At 71.2% G+C, this 18,595-nt stretch carries 19 protein-coding genes; 15 read left to right on the forward strand and 4 right to left on the reverse strand.

The annotated features are described in order from the left end of the window. Positions 1–33 precede the first annotated feature (33 nt). From pgsA to miaB, 7 genes are all read left to right on the forward strand, one after another. A complete protein-coding gene (pgsA, locus tag M3B01_RS06230) occupies positions 34–642 on the forward strand; it encodes a CDP-diacylglycerol--glycerol-3-phosphate 3-phosphatidyltransferase (protein WP_259790301.1) in 609 nt (202 codons plus the stop codon). 13 nt (positions 643–655) lie between these two features. Continuing rightward, entirely contained in the window at positions 656–1,150 is a 495-nt protein-coding gene (locus M3B01_RS06235) for a CinA family protein (RefSeq protein ID WP_259790303.1), read from the forward strand. A gap of 208 nt (positions 1,151–1,358) precedes the next feature. Next, positions 1,359–1,664 carry a helix-turn-helix domain-containing protein gene (locus M3B01_RS06240; protein ID WP_193866158.1) on the forward strand — a complete coding sequence of 102 codons (306 nt, stop codon included), beginning with the start codon at positions 1,359–1,361 and terminating at the stop codon, positions 1,662–1,664. Between the two features lies 1 nt (position 1,665). Then, complete coding sequence (locus tag M3B01_RS06245; protein ID WP_193866159.1) at positions 1,666–1,887, forward strand: DUF3046 domain-containing protein; 222 nt, start codon at positions 1,666–1,668, stop codon at positions 1,885–1,887. A 268-nt stretch (positions 1,888–2,155) separates the two neighbouring features. Continuing rightward, a complete protein-coding gene (gene recA / locus M3B01_RS06250; protein ID WP_193866093.1) occupies positions 2,156–3,256 on the forward strand; it encodes a recombinase RecA in 1,101 nt (366 codons plus the stop codon). Between the two features lie 3 nt (positions 3,257–3,259). Next, a complete protein-coding gene (locus M3B01_RS06255) occupies positions 3,260–3,862 on the forward strand; it encodes a regulatory protein RecX (RefSeq protein ID WP_193866094.1) in 603 nt (200 codons plus the stop codon). 59 nt (positions 3,863–3,921) lie between these two features. Continuing rightward, complete coding sequence (gene miaB, locus M3B01_RS06260) at positions 3,922–5,490, forward strand: tRNA (N6-isopentenyl adenosine(37)-C2)-methylthiotransferase MiaB (RefSeq protein WP_259790305.1); 1,569 nt, start codon at positions 3,922–3,924, stop codon at positions 5,488–5,490. A 163-nt stretch (positions 5,491–5,653) separates the two neighbouring features. Here miaB and M3B01_RS06265 read toward each other — a convergent pair whose 3' ends face one another. Next, positions 5,654–6,139: a YbjN domain-containing protein gene (locus tag M3B01_RS06265; protein WP_259790307.1), complete on the reverse strand. Its 486-nt coding sequence runs from the start codon at positions 6,137–6,139 to the stop codon at positions 5,654–5,656. 145 nt (positions 6,140–6,284) lie between these two features. Here M3B01_RS06265 and miaA point away from each other — a divergent pair, with 145 nt between their 5' ends. Together miaA and dapF are read left to right on the forward strand one after the other, a co-directional pair. Next, positions 6,285–7,211 (forward strand): tRNA (adenosine(37)-N6)-dimethylallyltransferase MiaA, encoded by a 927-nt coding sequence (miaA, locus tag M3B01_RS06270; RefSeq protein WP_259790309.1) that lies wholly within the window; start codon positions 6,285–6,287, stop codon positions 7,209–7,211. Between the two features lie 9 nt (positions 7,212–7,220). Next, on the forward strand, positions 7,221–8,066 hold the full coding sequence (gene dapF / locus M3B01_RS06275; protein ID WP_259790310.1) for a diaminopimelate epimerase: 846 nt from the start codon (positions 7,221–7,223) through the stop codon (positions 8,064–8,066). A gap of 37 nt (positions 8,067–8,103) precedes the next feature. Here the strand turns inward: dapF and M3B01_RS06280 are convergent, their stop codons facing one another. After that, complete coding sequence (locus M3B01_RS06280) at positions 8,104–8,721, reverse strand: class I SAM-dependent methyltransferase (RefSeq protein ID WP_193866098.1); 618 nt, start codon at positions 8,719–8,721, stop codon at positions 8,104–8,106. 194 nt (positions 8,722–8,915) lie between these two features. Here M3B01_RS06280 and hflX point away from each other — a divergent pair, with 194 nt between their 5' ends. Both hflX and M3B01_RS06290 read left to right on the forward strand, forming a co-directional pair. After that, complete coding sequence (hflX, locus tag M3B01_RS06285; protein ID WP_259790311.1) at positions 8,916–10,451, forward strand: GTPase HflX; 1,536 nt, start codon at positions 8,916–8,918, stop codon at positions 10,449–10,451. Positions 10,452–10,572: 121 nt separating this feature from the next. Next, on the forward strand, positions 10,573–12,621 hold the full coding sequence (locus M3B01_RS06290) for an ATP-dependent DNA helicase (RefSeq protein ID WP_259790312.1): 2,049 nt from the start codon (positions 10,573–10,575) through the stop codon (positions 12,619–12,621). A 36-nt stretch (positions 12,622–12,657) separates the two neighbouring features. Here the strand turns inward: M3B01_RS06290 and lexA are convergent, their stop codons facing one another. Continuing rightward, the gene (lexA, locus tag M3B01_RS06295; RefSeq protein WP_193866101.1) at positions 12,658–13,344 is read right to left on the reverse strand and encodes a transcriptional repressor LexA; all 687 of its coding nucleotides are present in this window, start codon (positions 13,342–13,344) and stop codon (positions 12,658–12,660) included. Between the two features lie 172 nt (positions 13,345–13,516). Between lexA and M3B01_RS06300 the strand changes: the two genes are divergently transcribed. Both M3B01_RS06300 and nrdR read left to right on the forward strand, forming a co-directional pair. After that, positions 13,517–13,912 (forward strand): LysM peptidoglycan-binding domain-containing protein, encoded by a 396-nt coding sequence (locus tag M3B01_RS06300; RefSeq protein ID WP_193866102.1) that lies wholly within the window; start codon positions 13,517–13,519, stop codon positions 13,910–13,912. A gap of 40 nt (positions 13,913–13,952) precedes the next feature. After that, positions 13,953–14,456: a transcriptional regulator NrdR gene (gene nrdR / locus M3B01_RS06305; protein ID WP_193866103.1), complete on the forward strand. Its 504-nt coding sequence runs from the start codon at positions 13,953–13,955 to the stop codon at positions 14,454–14,456. A gap of 197 nt (positions 14,457–14,653) precedes the next feature. Here the strand turns inward: nrdR and M3B01_RS06310 are convergent, their stop codons facing one another. Further along, positions 14,654–16,897 carry an AAA family ATPase gene (locus tag M3B01_RS06310; protein WP_259790315.1) on the reverse strand — a complete coding sequence of 748 codons (2,244 nt, stop codon included), beginning with the start codon at positions 16,895–16,897 and terminating at the stop codon, positions 14,654–14,656. A 141-nt stretch (positions 16,898–17,038) separates the two neighbouring features. On the opposite strand from M3B01_RS06310, the gene M3B01_RS06315 reads away from it, so the two are divergent. Together M3B01_RS06315 and M3B01_RS06320 are read left to right on the forward strand one after the other, a co-directional pair. Further along, positions 17,039–18,070 (forward strand): proteasome assembly chaperone family protein, encoded by a 1,032-nt coding sequence (locus tag M3B01_RS06315; protein WP_259790317.1) that lies wholly within the window; start codon positions 17,039–17,041, stop codon positions 18,068–18,070. 290 nt (positions 18,071–18,360) lie between these two features. Then, entirely contained in the window at positions 18,361–18,564 is a 204-nt protein-coding gene (locus M3B01_RS06320) for a cold-shock protein (protein ID WP_193866106.1), read from the forward strand. The last annotated feature ends 31 nt before the right edge of the window (positions 18,565–18,595 follow it).

Here is an 18,595-nt window from a genome sequence, read left to right on the forward strand (position 1 = left end):
TCCGCCGCGCCCGCACCGATCACAGGAGCCCCGATGACCGCGCCCTCCGCACCCCCTGCACGGCCCGTCCCGCTGTGGAACATCGCCAACATCCTCACCATGGTGCGCATGGTGATGGTGCCTGTGCTCGTGGTGCTGGCCGTGATCTACCCCGACTCCGCGGGCGGCCGGATCCTGGTCACCGTCGTGTTCCTGCTCGCGATGCTGACCGACCTCGCTGACGGCCACCTGGCTCGCTCCCGGGGCCTGATCACCGACTTCGGCAAGATCATGGACCCCATCGCCGACAAGGCCATGACCGGTGCCGCCCTGATCATGCTCTCGGTGTGGGAGTACGTGCCGTGGTGGATGACCGTGCTGATCCTGGTGCGCGAGTTCGGCATCACGATCATGCGGTTCACGATCCTGAAGTACGGGGCACTGCCGGCCAACTGGGCCGGCAAGGCCAAGACCGTGGTGCAGACCATCGCGATCACCTTCTGCCTGATGCCCTTCGAGCTGTGGTGGGAGCCCGCTCGCTGGATCGGCCTGGCCCTGGTGCTGCTGGCCGTGGTGCTCACCGTGTGGTCGGGTCTGGTGAACCTCAAGGACGGCCTGCGGCTGCGCCGTGAGGCCCTGGCCGCCCCCGATGCCCGCCCCTGAGCGGACTTCCGCCATGGATCGCAACGCTCCGCCGACGGACCCGGCTCGGGTGATCGCCGCGGCCGTCGAGCGTGGGCTGTCGATCGCGACGGCCGAGTCGCTCACCGCCGGTGCACTTGTCGCACGGCTGGTGGACGTCCCCGGCTCCAGCGCCGCGGTCGCCGGGGGAGCGGCCTGCTACTCCTACCGGGCCAAGACCCGGGTGCTCGGCGTGGACGCCGGCCTGCTGGAGCGCGAGGGCGCGGTCAGTTCCGAGGTGGCACGTCGGATGGCCGCCGGGGCCCGTGCCCTGTACGCGGCCGACGTCGCCATCGCCACCACCGGCGTGGCCGGACCTGGACCGGACGAGCGGGCAGTGCCCGCAGGGACCGTGTTCCTGGCGGTCGACCGTGATGACGCTGATCCCGTGGTGGAGGAGCTCCATCTGCCCGGCGACCGGGCCGCTGTGCGCACCGCCACGGTGGACGCCGCGCTGACGCTGCTGCTGCACTGCCTGACCAGGCGGTGACCAGCTCGCTCACACGTGCCGCAGGGACGCGTCGGGAGGCGAACGCTGCGAGCACGTCCACAATTCCCAGTCGCCCCGAGACCACGCCCACTACAATCGGGGAACACTTGCGCGGGTGGGGACGTTGTACCCGGCACGATGAACCCCACGTTCCGCGCCCATGCAGCGCACCACGCACAGCACCACCAGAGGAAAGGGAGGCAGCGCCATGGCACTGTTCCGCCACGAGCTCGGTGACGTCCTGCGGGATGCACGCCGCTCCCAGGGCCGCACCCTGCGCCAGGTGTCCTCCGATGCCCGCGTCTCCCTCGGCTACCTCAGCGAGATCGAGCGGGGCCAGAAGGAGGCCTCCAGTGAGCTGCTGGTCTCCGTCACCGACGCTCTCGGGCTCCCGCTGTCCTTCGTCCTGCGGGAGGTCTCCGACCGCATCGCGGTCGCCGAGGGCGTCTGCGTCCCGGACACCGTCCCCGATGAGCTCACCGATGCCGCCGGCCCCTTGGTCGGCGCCCGCTGACGTGCGGCGCAGCGAGTTCGGCGAACTGGCCGACCACGTCTTCGGGCCTGCCCTGGCCCGCACCTACACCCGCGATCTGGTCCTCGAACCGATGGGCGGGCGCACCGCCGAACAGGCCCTCGATGAGGGCCTGCCGGTGCGTGCCGTCTGGACGGCCCTGTGCGATGCGATGGACGTGCCGGAATCGGACCGCTGGGAGATCCCCCCGCATCTGCGGCGCTGACCGCGCCCTCGGGCACGGTGCCGGATGTCGGCGCGACACGCCGAGGATCCTCAGTGCGACACGGCGGGGAACCGACCACGCGACACGCTGATTTCGAACGCGTGTTCGGGTACAGTGATCCGCGACGGACACCCCGATCACGATGTTCCTCCCCAAAGCTCGTCCTTCCACAGCTCGGGCGGGGCCGCATCGTTCGTCGGAGCCCCCGCCTAGTGTGGCCGCACGGTCAGCACGCCGGCACCCCGGCCCTCTGGAAGGAAATCCTCATATGCCCGCAGCGAAGAACGCCCCGAAGGACCGCTCGTCCTCCCTCGACGCCGCGCTCGCGCAGATCGACCGCCAGTTCGGCAAGGGCTCGATCATGCGCCTCGGTGACGACACCCGCCCCCCGGTCGAGGTGATCCCCACCGGCTCGGTCGCCCTCGATGCCGCGCTCGGCATCGGCGGTCTGCCCCGCGGGCGCATCGTGGAGATCTACGGCCCGGAGTCCTCCGGCAAGACCACCGTCGCTCTCCACGCCGTGGCCAACGCCCAGCGCAACGGCGGCATCGCCGCCTTCATCGACGCTGAGCACGCGATGGATCCCGAGTACGCCAAGAAGCTCGGGGTGGACACCGACGCACTGCTGGTCTCCCAGCCGGACACCGGTGAGCAGGCCCTGGAGATCACCGACATGCTGGTGCGCTCCGGCGCGCTGGACGTCATCGTCATCGACTCGGTGGCCGCCCTGGTCCCCAAGGCGGAGATCGAGGGTGAGATGGGTGACTCCCACGTAGGTCTCCAGGCCCGCCTGATGTCCCAGGCGCTGCGCAAGCTGGCAGGTGCGCTGTCCTCCACCAACACCACCGCCATCTTCATCAACCAGCTGCGCGAGAAGATCGGCGTGTTCTTCGGCAGCCCGGAGACCACCACCGGCGGCAAGGCCCTCAAGTTCTACGCCTCGGTGCGGATGGACATCCGCCGCATCGAGACCCTCAAGGCCGGGACGGACTCCGTGGGCAACCGCACCCGCGTCAAGGTCGTGAAGAACAAGATGGCCCCGCCGTTCAAGCAGGCCGAGTTCGACATCCTCTACGGGCAGGGCATCTCCCGCGAGGGCAGCCTGATCGATCTCGGCGTGGAGCACGGCATCGTGCGCAAGTCCGGTGCCTGGTTCACCTACGAGGGCGACCAGCTGGGCCAGGGCAAGGAGAACTCCCGGCAGTTCCTCAAGGACAACCCCGATCTGGCCGCCGAGATCGAGGACAAGATCCTGCGCGCCCTCGGCGTGGGCCCCTACGCCGAGAAGTCCGGTGATGCCGGTGCCGAGCCGGATGACGCCCTCGCGCAGGACGAGTTCCTCGACGAGGACGTCCCGGCCACCATCTGATCCGTGCCCACCGCACACAGCACCGAGGTCCGGGAGCGGCTGCAGGAGCGCACCAGGGAGATCCTGGAGCGCCCCCACGCTGCCCCGGATCCCCAGGCCGCCGAGCATGAGAAGGCTGTGGTCCACGAGTGCCGCTACCTGATGCGTCTGCTGGCCACCCGGCGCCGCTCGGCGGGGGAGATGCACGCACGGCTGGAGCAGCGTGAGGTCCCGGCGGCCGTCGCCCACGAGGCGATGGCCCGCATCGATCGTGCAGGTCTGATCGACGATGCCGCCTTTGCCTGTGAATGGGTGAGCCAGCGGCGCGAGCTGAGATCCCTGTCTGACGAAGCCCTGCGACGCGAGCTGCGGGATCGACGCGTGAGCGAGGACCATATCGAGCACGCCCTGGCCGCTGGGGAGACCGAGGGTGAGGAGCAGCGCTGCCGTGAACTGGTCCGCTCCCGCCTGCGCCCCGAGCTCGTGCGCCTGCGCGAGGATACGGATGGATCCCACCATCGCCGCCTGGCGCGCCGGCTCGATGCCCTGCTCACCCGCAAGGGCTACCCCGGGGACCTCGCGGTCCAGGTGATCGCCGCCGAGCTGCGCGCCGCCGCCCAGGACTGACCAACCTCACGCCGCCCGGGCGGGAAGTGCGCCCGCCCGCGCCGTACCCTGGAGTCACCATGAGCACCACCACCGCCCCCGCGCCGCGCGGCACCTACCAGGTGCGCACCTTCGGCTGCCAGATGAACGTGCACGACTCCGAGCGCCTCACCGGCCTGCTCGAGGACTCCGGCTACGTCGCCGCACCGCAGACAGCCGACGCCAAGAAGGGCGAGGTGGACGTGGTGGTGTTCAACACCTGCGCGGTGCGGGAGAACGCCAGCAACAAGCTCTACGGCAACCTCGGGGCCCTGCGCGCCGCCAAGGACGCCAACCCCGGGATGCAGATCGCCATCGGCGGCTGCCTCGCGCAGAAGGACCGCTCCACCATCGTCGAGCGCGCCCCGTGGGTGGACGTCGTCTTCGGCACCCACAACATCGGCTCCCTGCCGGTGCTGCTGGACCGCGCCCGCCACAACGCAGAGGCCCAGGTGGAGATCCTGGAGTCCCTGGAGGTCTTCCCCTCCACCCTGCCCACGCGCCGGGAGTCCGCCTACGCGGCCTGGGTGTCCATCAGCGTGGGCTGCAACAACACCTGCACCTTCTGCATCGTCCCCTCCCTGCGCGGCAAGGAGAAGGATCGCCGCCCCGGCGACGTACTCGCCGAGGTGCGGGAGGTGGTGGACGCCGGCGCCATCGAGGTGACTCTGCTGGGGCAGAACGTCAACTCCTACGGTGTCGAGTTCGGCGACCGCGGCGCCTTCGCCAAGCTGCTGCGGGCCTGCGGGGAGATCGAGGGACTGGAGCGGGTGCGCTTCACCAGCCCACACCCGGCCATGTTCACCGATGACGTGATCGAGGCGATGGCCGAGACCCCCACCGTGATGCCGCAGCTGCACATGCCGTTGCAGTCCGGCTCCGACGACGTGCTGCGCCGGATGCGCCGCTCCTACCGCTCCAGCAGGTTCCTGGGCATCCTGGACCGCGTGCGCGAACGGATCCCCGAGGCGGCCATCACCACCGACATCATCGTCGGCTTCCCCGGTGAGACCGAGCAGGACTTCCAGGCCACCCTCGACGTGGTCGAGCAGTCTCGCTTCTCCAGCGCATTCACCTTCCAGTACTCGATCCGCCCCGGCACACCGGCCGCCACCATGGAGGGCCAGATCCCCAAGGCCGTGGTGCAGGAGCGCTACGAGCGCCTGACCGCTCTGCAGGACCGCATCACCCTGGAGGAGAACCAGCGCCTGGAGCAACAGGTGGTGGAGGTGCTGGTGGCCGAGGGCGAGGGGAACCGGGACCGCCAGACGCACCGCATCTCCGGGAGGGCGCGGGACCATCGCCTGGTTCACCTGGCCCTGCCCGAGGACCTCCCCGCCGCCGAGCGCCCACGACCGGGCGACCTGGTCACCGTGACGGTCACGCGTGCTGCCCCGCACTACCTGATCGCCGACAGCGCAGAGGTGCCCGGACGCACCTGGGACCAGCTCGACCCCGCGCAGTTCTCGGTGCGGCGCACCCGTTCCGGCGATGCCTGGGAGGCAGGCGTGCAAGGCATCGAGCCTGGCGGCTCCTGCGGGAGCGGCCAGGGGGCCTCCGTTCCGCCCGGGCCCGTGGGGCTGGGGATGCCGAGCCTGCGCCCTCGCTGAGGCGAGCCCGCAGGCGTAGGCAGGGCCCGGCCTCCGGCCGGGCCGGTCCGCAGCGCCGGCCGGATGAGTCCGCGCGTGGACTCAGTGCGGCCGGCAGCCGCACCGAGCGGCGTCGGTCACCGAGCGGTGTCGGTCACCGAGCGGCGTCGGTCACCGAGCGGCGTCAGTCATCGAGCTCGTCGAGCTCCGCGCCCAGGCGCTCCTCCAGGCTGTGGAAGAACGCGATCACTGTGCTGAGCCCGCAGTTGATCGACCTGTCGATCTGGTCGTCCAGCGCCCCGGAACGGAAGTCGGAGGCCAGTTCGCCGTACACGCCCAGCAGGCCCTCGGATTCGCGCCGCACATAGACCTTCGGCCAGATGCGGTTCATGTTCCACTCGTTGCACAGCTTGACCATCTCCACCTTGCGGGAGACGTCCACGGTGTGGTTCCAGCGGCCGCGGGTCTGCATCACGCTGTGCTCGTCGCCAGTCAGCATGAACTGGAAGCGGTAGTCGTCGAAGCGGGCGCGCAGCACGTCGGGGTGCTCCTCGTCCTCGACGAAGGCGTATCCGAGCCGGCCCAGGCTCTCCTCGACGCGCTCCAGGGACATCGGCGTCAGAGCCGTGCGGGAGTCCGTCGTGGCGGGGGACTCGTTCGATGCAGTCACATCAACCTCGGTCAGTGCGATCGTGTAGGAAGGCCCAGAGCGACCAGGCCGCCGCCCACCATACTCCTTCGCCCCGGTCGAACCGAGGGAAAGGTCAGTGATCCCGCTGACCCCGCCGGCCGCACGCCCCGATAGGGTGCAGCCCATGGACCCCGCCCCGCTCGTCGCCGTCGTCGGCGCGACCGCCACCGGGAAGTCCGATCTCGCGATCGCCCTGGCCCAGCACCTGGGCGGCGAGATCGTCAACGCCGACGCCCTCCAGCTGTACCGGGGCATGGACATCGGCACCGCGAAGGTCCCGCCCCGTGAGCGACTGGGGATCCCGCACCACCAGCTGGACGTGCTGGCCGTCACCGAGGAGGCCAGCGTGGCCGCCTACCAGCGGGAGGCGCGGGCGGCGATCGCGGGCATCCGTGAGCGTGGCCGGGTCCCGATCCTCGTGGGCGGTTCCGGCCTGTACGTGCGCGCCGCGCTGGACGACATCGAGTTCCCGCCCACCGATCCGGCCGTGCGCGGGCGCATCGAGCAGCGCGGCCACCGCATCGGCACACGAGCGCTCCACGCCGAGCTGGCCCGCATCGACCCTGACTCGGCCGGGATCATCGGTGAGGGGGATCTGCGGCGCATCGTGCGCGCACTCGAGGTGGGGGAGCTCACGGGCCGCCCCTACACGGCGTTCCTGCCGCGCCCCGTGCACCATGACCCCTCCACCGTGCAGATCGGGCTGCGCCTGGAGCGCGCCGGGCTGCACGAGCGGATCAGCCTGCGGGTGCACCGCATGGTCGAGCAGGGGCTGCTGGCCGAGGTGCGCGGACTGCGCGAACAGGGTCTGGACCAGGGCCGCACCGCCCGCCGAGCCATCGGCTACGAGCAGGCCCTCGCCGTGCTCGACGGCACCATGGACTGCGACGCTGCGATCGAGTCGACCGTCGTGGGCACCCGCCGTCTGGTGCGGAAGCAGGACACCTGGTTCCGACGCGACCCCAGGGTGCGCTGGATCGACGCCTCGCAGCCCGCCTCGCAGCTGCGGGAGGCCGCGCTCGATCAGATCGCACTGGCCCGGGCGAACTAGGCTCGCACCATGGACACCGGCCTCGCCTTCACCAAGGGTCACGGAACCCGCAACGACTTCGTGCTGCTGGACGACCCCGACGGCATCCTCGATCTCGATGCCGCGACGGTGGTGGCACTGGCCGACCGGCGCGGCGGCATCGGCGGTGACGGCGTGATCCGCGTGGTGCGCACCCGCGCTGCGGGGATCGAAGCACCGGCCGATGCCCCCGAGTGGTTCATGGACTATCGCAACGCGGACGGCTCCCTCGCCGAGATGTGCGGCAACGGCGTGCGCGTGTTCGCCGCCCACCTGCGCGCCGCCGGCCACGTGGACACGGACGCCTTCCAGATCTGGACCCGGGCCGGTCTGCGCACCGTCGAGATCCTGTCACGCCCCCGGCACGACGGCGCCGACTGGACCGTGCGGGTGGGCATGGGAGCACCCGCGCTGGAGGAGAACGACCGCCGGCTCAGCATCGACGGGCACGAGCTGATCGCCTACGACGTGGACATGGGCAACCCCCACGCGGTCGCGTTCCTGCCCGAGGGCGTGCACCTGGACCAGCTGGACCTCACCCGCCGCCCCGGCATCGCGCCCGACCCCGAGGGCGGGACCAACATGGAGTTCGTGCAGCAGCGCGGGGACCACCACGTGGCGATGCGGGTGTTCGAGCGCGGGGTGGGGGAGACCGACTCCTGCGGCACCGGGGTGGCCGCGGTGGCCGTCGCCGCTGCGCATCGGGCCGCCGACGGCTCCGGCCGTCCCTGGACGGTCGAGGTGCCCGGCGGCACTCTCCAGGTGGCCCGCCGCGGCGAGGAGGTCACCCTCACCGGGCCTGCCCGACTGGTGGCCGACGGCGTGTTCCGCGGCTGAGCCCAGGCGGCCCGGGCCGGCGGGGAACTCTCCTCGCTCAGCCTTCCTCCGGCCCCACCTCGAGGATGCGGAAGCCCTTCGCGCTGGCTGCCTTGCGCACCTCGCGTGCGGGCAGCTGCTCGCCCAGCCAGCGGGCCAGGGGGTCCGCCCCCAGGTTCTTCCCCACCACCAGAGCAGCGGTCCCCGTCGGGGCCAGGCGCGCCGTCCAGTGCAGCAGCAGCGCATGCAGCTCCTGCTTGCCGATCCTGATCGGCGGGTTGGACCAGATCGCGTCGAACCGCACATCGTCCGGCACCTCCTCCGGAGCGGCCACCCGCACTCGGTCCAGGCCCAGCCGCTCCGCATTGGCGCGGGTGAGAGCACGCGCACGCGCGGTGACGTCCACCGCCCACACCTCCGCGTCGGGATGCAGAAGCGCGGCGCTGAGCGCGATCGGTCCCCACCCGCATCCCAGGTCCAGGATCCTCGCGCCGGGAGGCACGGGGGCCAGCACGTCCAGCCGATCCAGCAGCACGGCGGTGGCCTTGTCCAGGCCTCGGGCGGAGAAGACCGCACTGCTGGAGACCAGGTCCCGCTCCGCGCCCGCCAGGTGCACCCGCAGCGGGAAGGGTGCCTGATCTGCCTCGCTGGCGGGGGAGAAGTAGTGCTCGCTCACCCCGCCAGGATACGGAGCCTCCCGGCCGTGACCGCGCCGCAGGGCCGGGGATGCCCGTGATCCCTCTCGGCCCTGCGCTTAATCCCTCGACCTCCGCAACCTGTCGTGGGATTCTGGATGTCCGCGTCGCACGATCCTCCCGGACGTGCCGGCGTCGGCCACTCCAGTCGCCCCCCTCGAGGAGAACCCAGATCGTGCCCATCGCCTTCCATCCAGACCCCGTGCCGGACGACGACGTCACCGGGAGCTCGACCGAGGAAGCCGATGCCGCGCAGAGCCCCGGCGCCCGCCGCCGTGACCCCCTGACCGAGCGGATCCTCGCGCGCGGCGACGCCTCCGTCTCGGCCGTCACCTACGACTCCACCACCGACGGCGACCAGTTCGACCTCGCCGACCGCCAGGCCCTGCGCCGCGTCGGCGGTCTGTCCACCGAGCTCGAGGACGTCACCGAGGTCGAGTACCGCCAGCTGCGCCTGGAGCGTGTGGTCCTGGCCGGGCTCTACACCTCCGGCAACCTCGAGGACGCCGAGAACAGCCTGCGCGAGCTCGCCGCGCTCGCCGAGACCGCGGGCTCCGAGGTGCTCGACGGCGTGCTGCAGCGCCGCGCCCACCCCGATCCCGCCACCTTCCTGGGCAAGGGCAAGGCCGCCGAGCTGGCCGAGGTGGTCGCCGAGGTGGGGGCGGACACCGTGATCGCCGACGGAGAGCTGGGCCCCGGTCAGCGTCGAGCCCTCGAGGACATCGTCAAGGTGAAGGTCATCGACCGCACCGCTCTGATCCTCGACATCTTCGCCCAGCACGCCAAGTCCCGCGAGGGCAAGGCCCAGGTGGAGCTGGCCCAGCTCGAGTACCTGCTTCCCCGCCTGCGCGGCTGGGGCGAGTCGATGTCCCGACAGGCCGGTGGCCGGGTGGCCGCCGGCGGTGCCGGCATGGGCTCGCGCGGCCCCGGTGAGACCAAGATCGAGCTGGACCGTCGGCGCATACGCGACCGCATGGCCAAGCTGCGCCGGGAGATCAAGGCGATGACCCCCGGTCGTCAGGCGCAGCGTGCCGACCGGCACCGCAACCAGGTGCCCTCCGTCGCGATCGCCGGCTACACCAACGCCGGCAAGTCCTCTCTGCTGAACCGGCTCACCGGTGCCGGGGTGCTGGTGGAGAACGCCCTGTTCGCCACCCTGGACCCGACGGTGCGCCGCTCCCAGACCCCGGACGGCCGCGAGTTCACCTACGCGGACACCGTGGGCTTCGTGCGCCACCTTCCCACCCAGCTGGTCGAGGCCTTCCGCTCCACCCTCGAGGAGGTGGGCGACGCGGACCTGCTGCTGCACGTGGTGGACGCCTCCCACCCCGATCCCGAGGGCCAGATCCGGGCCGTGCGCGCGGTGCTGGGGGAGCTCGAGGGCTTCGACGTCCCGGAGATCGTGGTGCTGAACAAGGCCGACATCGCCGAGCCGGAGACCATCGCCCGGATCCGCAGCCTGGTCGACGACTCCGCGGTGGTCTCCGCCCGCACCGGTGAGGGCATCGAGGAGCTGCGCGAGCTGATCGCGCAGCGACTGCCCCGCCCGGCGGTCGAGGTCGACGTGGTGGTGCCGTACTCGCGCGGGGATCTCATCTCCCGGGTGCACAGCACCGGTGAGGTGATCTCCGAGGAGCACCTGATGGAGGGCACCCACCTCAAGGCACGGGTTGACGAGGCCCTCGCCGCGGAGCTGCACGCCACCGCCTGAGGGGTGTCCCGCCGCCGGTGAGCCATCTGGCCGCCCGTGGGACGCAGGCCCCCGCAGACCGGCCGAGCGGCCCGGGGCGCGCCTGGGCCGCCCCCGACGCGCAGGCCGCTACCGTGGTCCGGTGCCCGCCGTCCACAGCCCCACCCCTTCGCCTCCCCGCGACTCGACCGGGGATGACCCGGCGCGCCTGGGAACACTGCTGGACGCGGCGATCACCGCGATCGGCGGCACCGCCCGCGAGGGGCAGCGGGCCATGGCCGAGGCCGTCGGCACCGCGATGGAGGGCGGCCGCCACCTGCTGGTCCAGGCCGGCACCGGCACCGGCAAGTCCCTGGCGTACCTGGTGCCCGCCCTGCTGCACGCCGTGACCTCGGGCCGACCGGTGGTGGTCTCCACCGCCACCATCGCCCTCCAGAACCAGATCGTGGCCAAGGACCTCCCGCGCCTGGTGGAGGCGCTGGCCCCGCACCTGCCGCGCACCCCCACCTACGCCCTGCTCAAGGGCCGTTCCAACTATGTGTGCCGCCACAAGCTGGACGGCGGCTACCCCGTGGACATCGACCCCGGTGCGCTGTTCGCCGAGGCCTCCGCGGATCCCGCCCGTGACGGCGGGGAGCGACTGGGGGAGCAGGTGCGCAGGCTGCGCGCCTGGGCGGAGGAGACCGACACCGGGGACCGCGACTCGCTGGAGACCCCGGTGTCGGACCGCGCCTGGCGCCAGGTCTCGGTGAGCGGGTCGCACTGCCTGGGCAGCAGCTGCCCCATGGTGAACTCGTGCTTCGCCGAGCACAGCCGGGAGCTGGCACGGGAGGTGGACCTGGTCGTCACCAACCATGCCCTGCTGGCCATCGACGCCTTCGACGGCCACGGCATCATCCCCGACCACGACGTGGTGGTCTTCGACGAGGCCCACAGCCTCACCGGGAGCGTCACCACCGCCGTCACCGACGTGCTGACCCCGTCCCTGGTGCGGGGCACCGTGCGCGACCTGCGCGGCCTGGGCGTGGCCGCCACCGCTCTGGACGATGCGGGGGAGGAGCTGCGCGAGGCCCTCAGCCTGGTCAGTGACGGCCGCGTGATCGGGGACCTGCCCGAGCAGCTGGCCGACGCCGTCGAGCACCTGCGCACCGAGTCCCGGCAGGCCCACTCCGACGCCAAGGACGCCGGCGACGCGGACGTGGCCGGGACCGCCGGCTCCCGCAAGGCGGTGCGATCCAACCTCCAGCAGATCATCGACGTGTGCACGCGGCTGCTGGCACCGGATCAGGACGACGTGGTCTCGGTCTCCCATTCCGAGGCCACCGGCCGGTCCAGCATCCAGGTGGCCCCGCTGAGCGTGGCCGGGGCGATGCGCGGTGCCGTCCTGGAGCACCGCACCGCGATCCTCACCTCCGCCACCCTCGCCCTGGGCGGGAGATTCGAACCTCCCGCGGGCGAGGTGGGGCTGGCACGCGCCGCCCGCACGGCGCCCGAGGAGATCCCGGCCCTGGAGGACCGCGGGGCGTGGGCCGGGCTGGACGTCGGCAGTCCCTTCGACTACCGCCGGCAGGGGATCCTGTACATCGCCCGGCACCTTCCGCCTCCCGGCAGGGAGGGCCCCTCGCTCGACATGCTGGACCACCTGACCGAACTGGTGGAGGCCTCCGCCGGCGGGGCGCTGTGCCTGTTCTCCTCCCGGCGCGGGGCGGAGCTCGCCGCAGAGCACGTACGGGCCCGGCTGGACCTCACCATCGGCGTGCAGGGGGAGGACTCCATCTCGAACCTGGTGCGGATCTTCCGCGAGGAGCAGGACTCCTGCCTGTTCGGGACGATCACCCTGTGGCAGGGGGTGGACGTGGTGGGGGACGCCTGCCGGCTGGTGACCATCGACCGGATCCCCTTCCCCCGCCCCGATGAGCCCCTCACCTCCGCCCGGCAGGAGCGGATCGCCTCACGCGGGGGCAACGGATTCATGTCGGTCTCGGCGCAGCATGCCGCGCTGCTGCTGGCACAGGGCTCCGGCCGCCTGATCCGCACCAAGGACGACCGGGGCATGGTCGCGGTGCTGGACCCCCGCCTGGCCACTGCCCGTTACGGGGGATTCCTGCGCGAGGCCATGCCACCGCTGTGGCCCACGAGCGACCCGCAGGTGGCGCTGGGCGCCCTGCGCCGCCTCGCCCAGACGGTCTGACCCGGCAGCAGCGCGCTCAGGCCGGCGCCTCCCGGTTCAGACGGCGCGCAGCACCGCCACCACCTTGCCGAGGATCTCGGCGTGATCGCCGAGGATCGGGGTGAAGGCAGGATTGTGCGGCATCAGCCACACGTGACCGTCGTGCTGGGCGAAGGTCTTCACAGTGGCCTCGCCGTCGAGCATCGCAGCCACGATCTCGCCCTTGTTCGCGACCGGCTGCTGGCGCACCACCACCCAGTCGCCGTCGCAGATCGCGGCGTCGATCATCGAATCGCCCACCACCTGCAGCAGGAACAGATCACCGTCGCCCACCAAGCGCGCCGGCAGGGGGAAGACGTCCTCCACCTGCTCCTCCGCCGTGATCGGCACGCCCGCCGCGATCCGGCCGACCAGTGGCACGGAGACGGCCTCGACCGATCGCGCGCTCTCCTCCTGGGCCGGGGCAGGGGCATCGTCCTCGCCGGGCATCACCACTTCCATCGCACGGGGACGCTTGGGGTCCCTGCGCAGGTAGCCCTTGCGCTCGAGCGCCTGCAGCTGATGGGACACGGAGGAGGAGGAGGTCAGCCCCACCGCATCGCCGATCTCCCGCATCGTGGGCGGGTAGCCGTGGGCCGAGATCGCGGCGGTGATGGTCTCCAGGATCCGGCGCTGGCGGCGGGTGAGGCTCGCGTGATCGCCCACAGGGGCGCTCTCGGGGCGGCGACTGGTGCTGGGCGACATCGGGCGGGCCTCCTGGCTTCGTTTGTCAGACCCTCACGGTTCCGTGGTCCTTGTCAGCCACAGTAGGCGGCGCGGAAGCGGATTCCAAACACATGTTCGATGTTTCCTCTTGCGTGTCGCGCCGATACCGGTCTACAGTCGCACACAGATTCGATCGAACAGGAGTTCGGAGATGCCCACCGATACCACCACGGTCCTGCCCTTCCCCCGCCGTGACAGCCGTGCGCAGCGCCCCGCTGATCGCTCGGGTGTTCGACTCGAGCTCACTTCGCGCGGCCGCGCACTGGTGACCGCCATCGCCTTCGTGCTCGGCCTTGTCGTCGCGGCCCTCGCGCTGCTGGTCTTCGACGTTCCCGCAGCGCTGGCGGGCGCGGGTCAGGAGCAGCACATCACAGTCACCGTCGAGGCCGGTGACACCCTGTGGGACCTCGCCGAGCAGCATGCTCCCGAAGGCGTGGGCCAGCAGGAGTACATCGCGCAGGTGCGCGCCATGAACCATCTGCCCACCGGTCGGGTCACCGCCGGTCAGCAGCTCGATCTGCCCGTCGGGGAGGGCGTGGAGCGCTGATCCGGGCCCGGCGGCGGGCTGCTCCCGGTAGTCTTGACGGGTGCACTGCCCGTTCTGCCGCCACCCCGACTCCCGGGTCGTGGACTCCCGCACGTCCGATGACGGGGCCACCATCCGCCGCCGCCGGCAGTGCCCCGAGTGCGGTCGGCGCTTCTCCACCGCCGAGACGGCGTCCCTGTCGGTCCTCAAGCGCTCCGGTGTGAGCGAGCCGTTCAGCCGCGCGAAGGTGATCTCGGGGGTGCGCAAGGCGTGCCAGGGCCGGCCCGTCAGCGATGATCAGCTGGCCATGCTCGCGCAGCGCGTCGAGGAGGACATCCGCTCCAGCGGCCAGGCCGAGATCGATGCGCATGACGTGGGCCTGGCGATCCTCCAGCCCCTGCAGGAGCTGGATCTGGTGGCCTACATGCGCTTCGCGAGCGTCTACCAGTCCTTCGACTCGCTGTCCGATTTCGAGGCTGCGATCACCCGTCTGCGCGAGGAGTCCGGCGGGCCCCACGAGGCCGCTCAGGACGGCTCCCACGGCCCGGTTCGCACCGAGTTGTGAATTGGTGCGAAGCACCCCTCATGTGTGCGTAAGATACTGCTCGTGCGCTCGCGCAGCGCACCCAGATCAGCGGTCGTGGAGGGGAAGCCACGGCCGCTGATCGCTTGTCCGCGCCCCTGCCTCCGCCGAGGCCTGTCCTGCCTCCGCCGGGGCTCGTTCCGTTGAGCTCCGGGGCTGACCCCGGCGCACACCGGTGCTCAGTCCCCGGACATCCCGTCGGGCAGAGGTCGGGCGTGCACCACACCCAGATGCTGGGTGGGGCGGGTCATCGCGACGTACAGGTCCCCGGCACCATGCCCCTCCACCAGTTCGGCAGGTTCGACCACCACCACGGCGTCGAACTCCAGGCCCTTGGCGTCCTGTGCCGTCATCACCGCGATCTCGTCGTCCACGCCCGAGGAGCCGGATCCCACCGGGGGCAGGCCCCCGATGCTGCGCAGCTGCTCGAGCACCGCGGTGAGCCGGTGCTCTGAGGAGATCACCGCGATCCGGCCGATGCTCGAGGCGTGCAGCTCGCGCACCTCGTGCGCGGCGGCCTCCGCCAGGTGGGCGTCGTCGGTGTGCTCGATCCGGGGATCGCGGTCCCCCTCCCGTACGGAGCTGACCTCCGTGATCGGAAGGTCGTGTGACTGGGCCACTTCTGCGGCCCTGTCCATGATCCGCCGGGGAGTGCGGTAGTTGACGGTGAGGTGCTCCACCTGCAGTCGGTCCTGCACGTACGGCGCCAGGGCGGCCTCCCAGGAGCCGGGGCCAGCGGCCGAGGAGGTCTGGGCGACGTCGCCCACCACGGTGAACGACTTGGTGGGGCAGCGCCGCATCAGGGCGCGCCAGCTCATGGCCGAATGCTCCTGCGCCTCGTCCACCACGACATGGCCGTACGTCCACGCACGCTCGCCGGCAGCCCGTTCGGCGAGGGTGCGGCCGTCGCGGATCCGACCGACGTGCTCGGCGAGGTCCTCGGCCCGGATGATCCCGGAGGTGTCGATGTTCTCCAGCACGGCGCGCGCATAGGAGACGTCGGCCTCCTTCTTCTGTGCCTGCTCCTTGGCGCGCGCCTCCTCCGGCGCGGAGTCGTCGCCCAGGATCTCCGCCACCTCGTCCAGCAGAGGGATGTCCTCCACTGTCCAGGGGGAGTCCTTGGGCCGCACCAGGACGTCGACGTGAGGAGCGAGGGAACGGGGAGCCGCTGCCCGCAGGCGCTCCGGCCGTGACAGCAGGATGCGCAGGAAGCCCTGGGGGGTGTACGGGAGCCAGGCCAGATTGAGCTCGCGGCGCACATCGGGGTGGTGCAGCAGGTCCGAGAGCAGCTCCGGGCGGTCCTCCGGGACCACGGTGCGCCCGGCGGCCCGCAGGGCGTTCTCGTACCGGTCGGCCAGGCGGCTTGCGGCGGCTCGGACGAACACGGCGCGGGCGGCGTTGTGCGGCTTGTGGGAGGCTCGCGCCTCACGCCGGGCGGAGCGCACGTCCTCGCGCGTGAGCGTGATGCCGGTGCCGTCGATGCGCAGGGGGACGTCGCGCTCCGGCACCAGCTGGCGCTGCTTGACGGCGCGCGAGAGCAGCTCCGCCATCGCGGCGTCGCCCTTGATGCGCGCCACTTCGTCGCTGTCGTGCAGTGCGGTCTGCACACCGGGGAAGAGCTCGCCGGGAGTCAGCATCACCACGCCGGACTCGCCGAGGCTGGGCAGGACCCGTTCGATGTACCGCAGGAAGCCCTGGGTGGGGGCCATGATCAGCACGCCCGTGTGCTCCAGCCGCCGGCGGTGCGTGTAGAGCAGGTAGGCGGCCCGGTGGAGCGCGACGGCGGTCTTGCCCGTGCCTGGACCGCCCTGGACCACCAGCACGCCCCGGTTCCCGGAGCGGATGATGCGGTCCTGCTCGCCCTGGATGGTCGCGACGATGTCGCCCATGCGGCCGGTGCGCTGGCCGGACACGGCCGCCAGCAGGGCCCCCTCGCCCTGCAGCACGATGTCGTCGCTCTCCTCCAGCACGGACGGATCGAGCACGTCGTCCTCGAGGCCGATCACGCTGCGGCCTCGGCTGATCAGGTGGCGCCGCAGCCGCACCCCGAGTCGTTCGTTGCTGGTGGCCTGGTAGAAGGCGGCGGCAGCGGGGGCGCGCCAGTCCACCAGCAGCTGTTCGCGCTCGGGGGTGAACAGGCCGATGCGACCGATGTAGCGCCGGGCGGCCTCGTCGGTGTCCAGCCGCCCGAACACGACGTTCTGGCTGACGGAGCGCAGCAGGGCCAGACGGTCCTCGTACAGGGCTGCGAACGCGTCCCGCTCCGAGCGGTTCTGGTGGGTGGAGGCGTGCTGCGAGGCCTGCACCTTCTCGAGGTTGTCCTGCACCTGGCCGATCTGCTCGTCCAGCCTGTCGTAGAGCTGGTCCGCGTAGTCCTGCTCGCGTGCGATCTCCCGGGCGATCTGCCCCTCAGCGTCGTCCACGTACCCGGTCCCCCTGGGGTTGCCTCGTCTTGCGTGCCCGTACCGCTCGGACACCCGGTCGGAGGAGCACGGTGATCCATTATGGTGGACGGGCCCGGCTGTGTGTGGCACCCGGGGCGTTCACGGGCTGAGGAGGTGCCGATGCGAGACCCGCGCGACCTGTACAGCTTCGAGTCCATGGATGTGCTGGCGGCCGTTCCCCGCGAGGGCCTGATGCTGGTGCACGCCCTGCCCGGACTGGTCGATGCCGGCAACTCCTGCCGCATCGCTGCCACGTACCTCCGCGATCAGCTGCGGCACATGAAGCTGGTCTCCTTCGACATCGACGAGCTGCTCGACTACCGCGGCTCTCGCCCCCAGGCGGTGTTCGACGGGCTCTCCTACACCTCGGTGGACATCCCCTCCCTCTCGCTGACGCTGATGTACGACGAGGCGGACCGTCCCTTCCTGTTCCTGGACGGCCCGGAGCCGGATCTGCAGTGGAAGCGCTTCGGCCAAGCCGTGATCGACCTGGTGGAGTACTTCGAGGTGGAACGGGTGGTGGGGATGCAGGCCGTGCCGATGGCGGTGCCGCACACCCGCCCCATCGGGCTGTTCGCCCACGCCAACGATCCATCGCTGCTCGCGGGCGAGAGCAGTGAGGACGAAGTGGGAGCCCCGGACCGGTCGGTCGGGCAGGGGGAGGCCCCGGCCGGGTCCAGCTCCCACCCTGCCGGAGGCGGGCCCGACCAGCCGTCCGAGGGCGCGGAGATCGTGGTCCCCGCCTCCTTCGGTGCCCTGCTGGAGTTCGAGCTCGGACGCAGCGGTCACCCCGCGATGGGGTACGCGGCGCAGATCCCCCACTACCTGACCCGCACGGACTTCCCCGCCGGCGCGCTCGCGCTGCTGCGCAGGATCAGCGACGCCACCGGCCTGGAGCTGCCCCTGGTGGACCTGGGTGATCTGACCGATGCCGCCACCGGCGCTCTGCAGGCCACGCTGGCTCAGAACGCCGAGGTGAGGCAGATCGTCACCGCCCTCGAGGAGCAGTACGACACCATGCGGGAGGACCAGGACGGCTCGCCGATGGCCACCACCATGGACCTGCCCACGGCCGACGAGATCGGCGATCACTTCGAGCGCTTCCTGGCGGACCAGGACGTCGAAGGGCCGGACGACCCGCGTCGGCTCTGAGTCCCGCCCCGCCCCCGGGCCCATGGTCCTTAGGAAGCTCGTGACTGCCTCGGGCAGCACTGTTCGTTACCCCTTCGTGATCCGCGGTTCGATCCCCCTCTGTGAACCGGGCCACGGCCGTGACACAATGGCGGTGTTGCGGTGATGCAGTTCCAGCAGGACAGTCCGTCATGGGGCCTCGGCCCCGAACGGCGCACCTGATGCCACCCGCCATCCGGCGGCGAACGGCTTCTCGCGGCACCACGGTCGCATCGGCGACCGATGATGGACGACACAGGAAGTAGACAGGTATGGCACAGGGCTCGGTCAAGTGGTTCAACTCCGAGAAGGGCTACGGCTTCATCGAGATCGACGGAGGCGGCGCTGACGTCTTCGTCCACCACAGCAAGATCGACATGGACGGCTACCGCTCCCTCGATGAGGGGCAGCGCGTCGAGTTCGAGGTCTCCCAGGGCGACAAGGGCCCGCAGGCAGAGCAGGTCCGTCCTCTCTGACCGGACCTGGAACCGGATCTTCAATCGGACC

The organism is Brachybacterium sp. p3-SID957 (genome assembly GCF_025144775.1).
GTDB classification, from domain to species: Bacteria; Actinomycetota; Actinomycetes; order Actinomycetales; family Dermabacteraceae; genus Brachybacterium; species Brachybacterium epidermidis.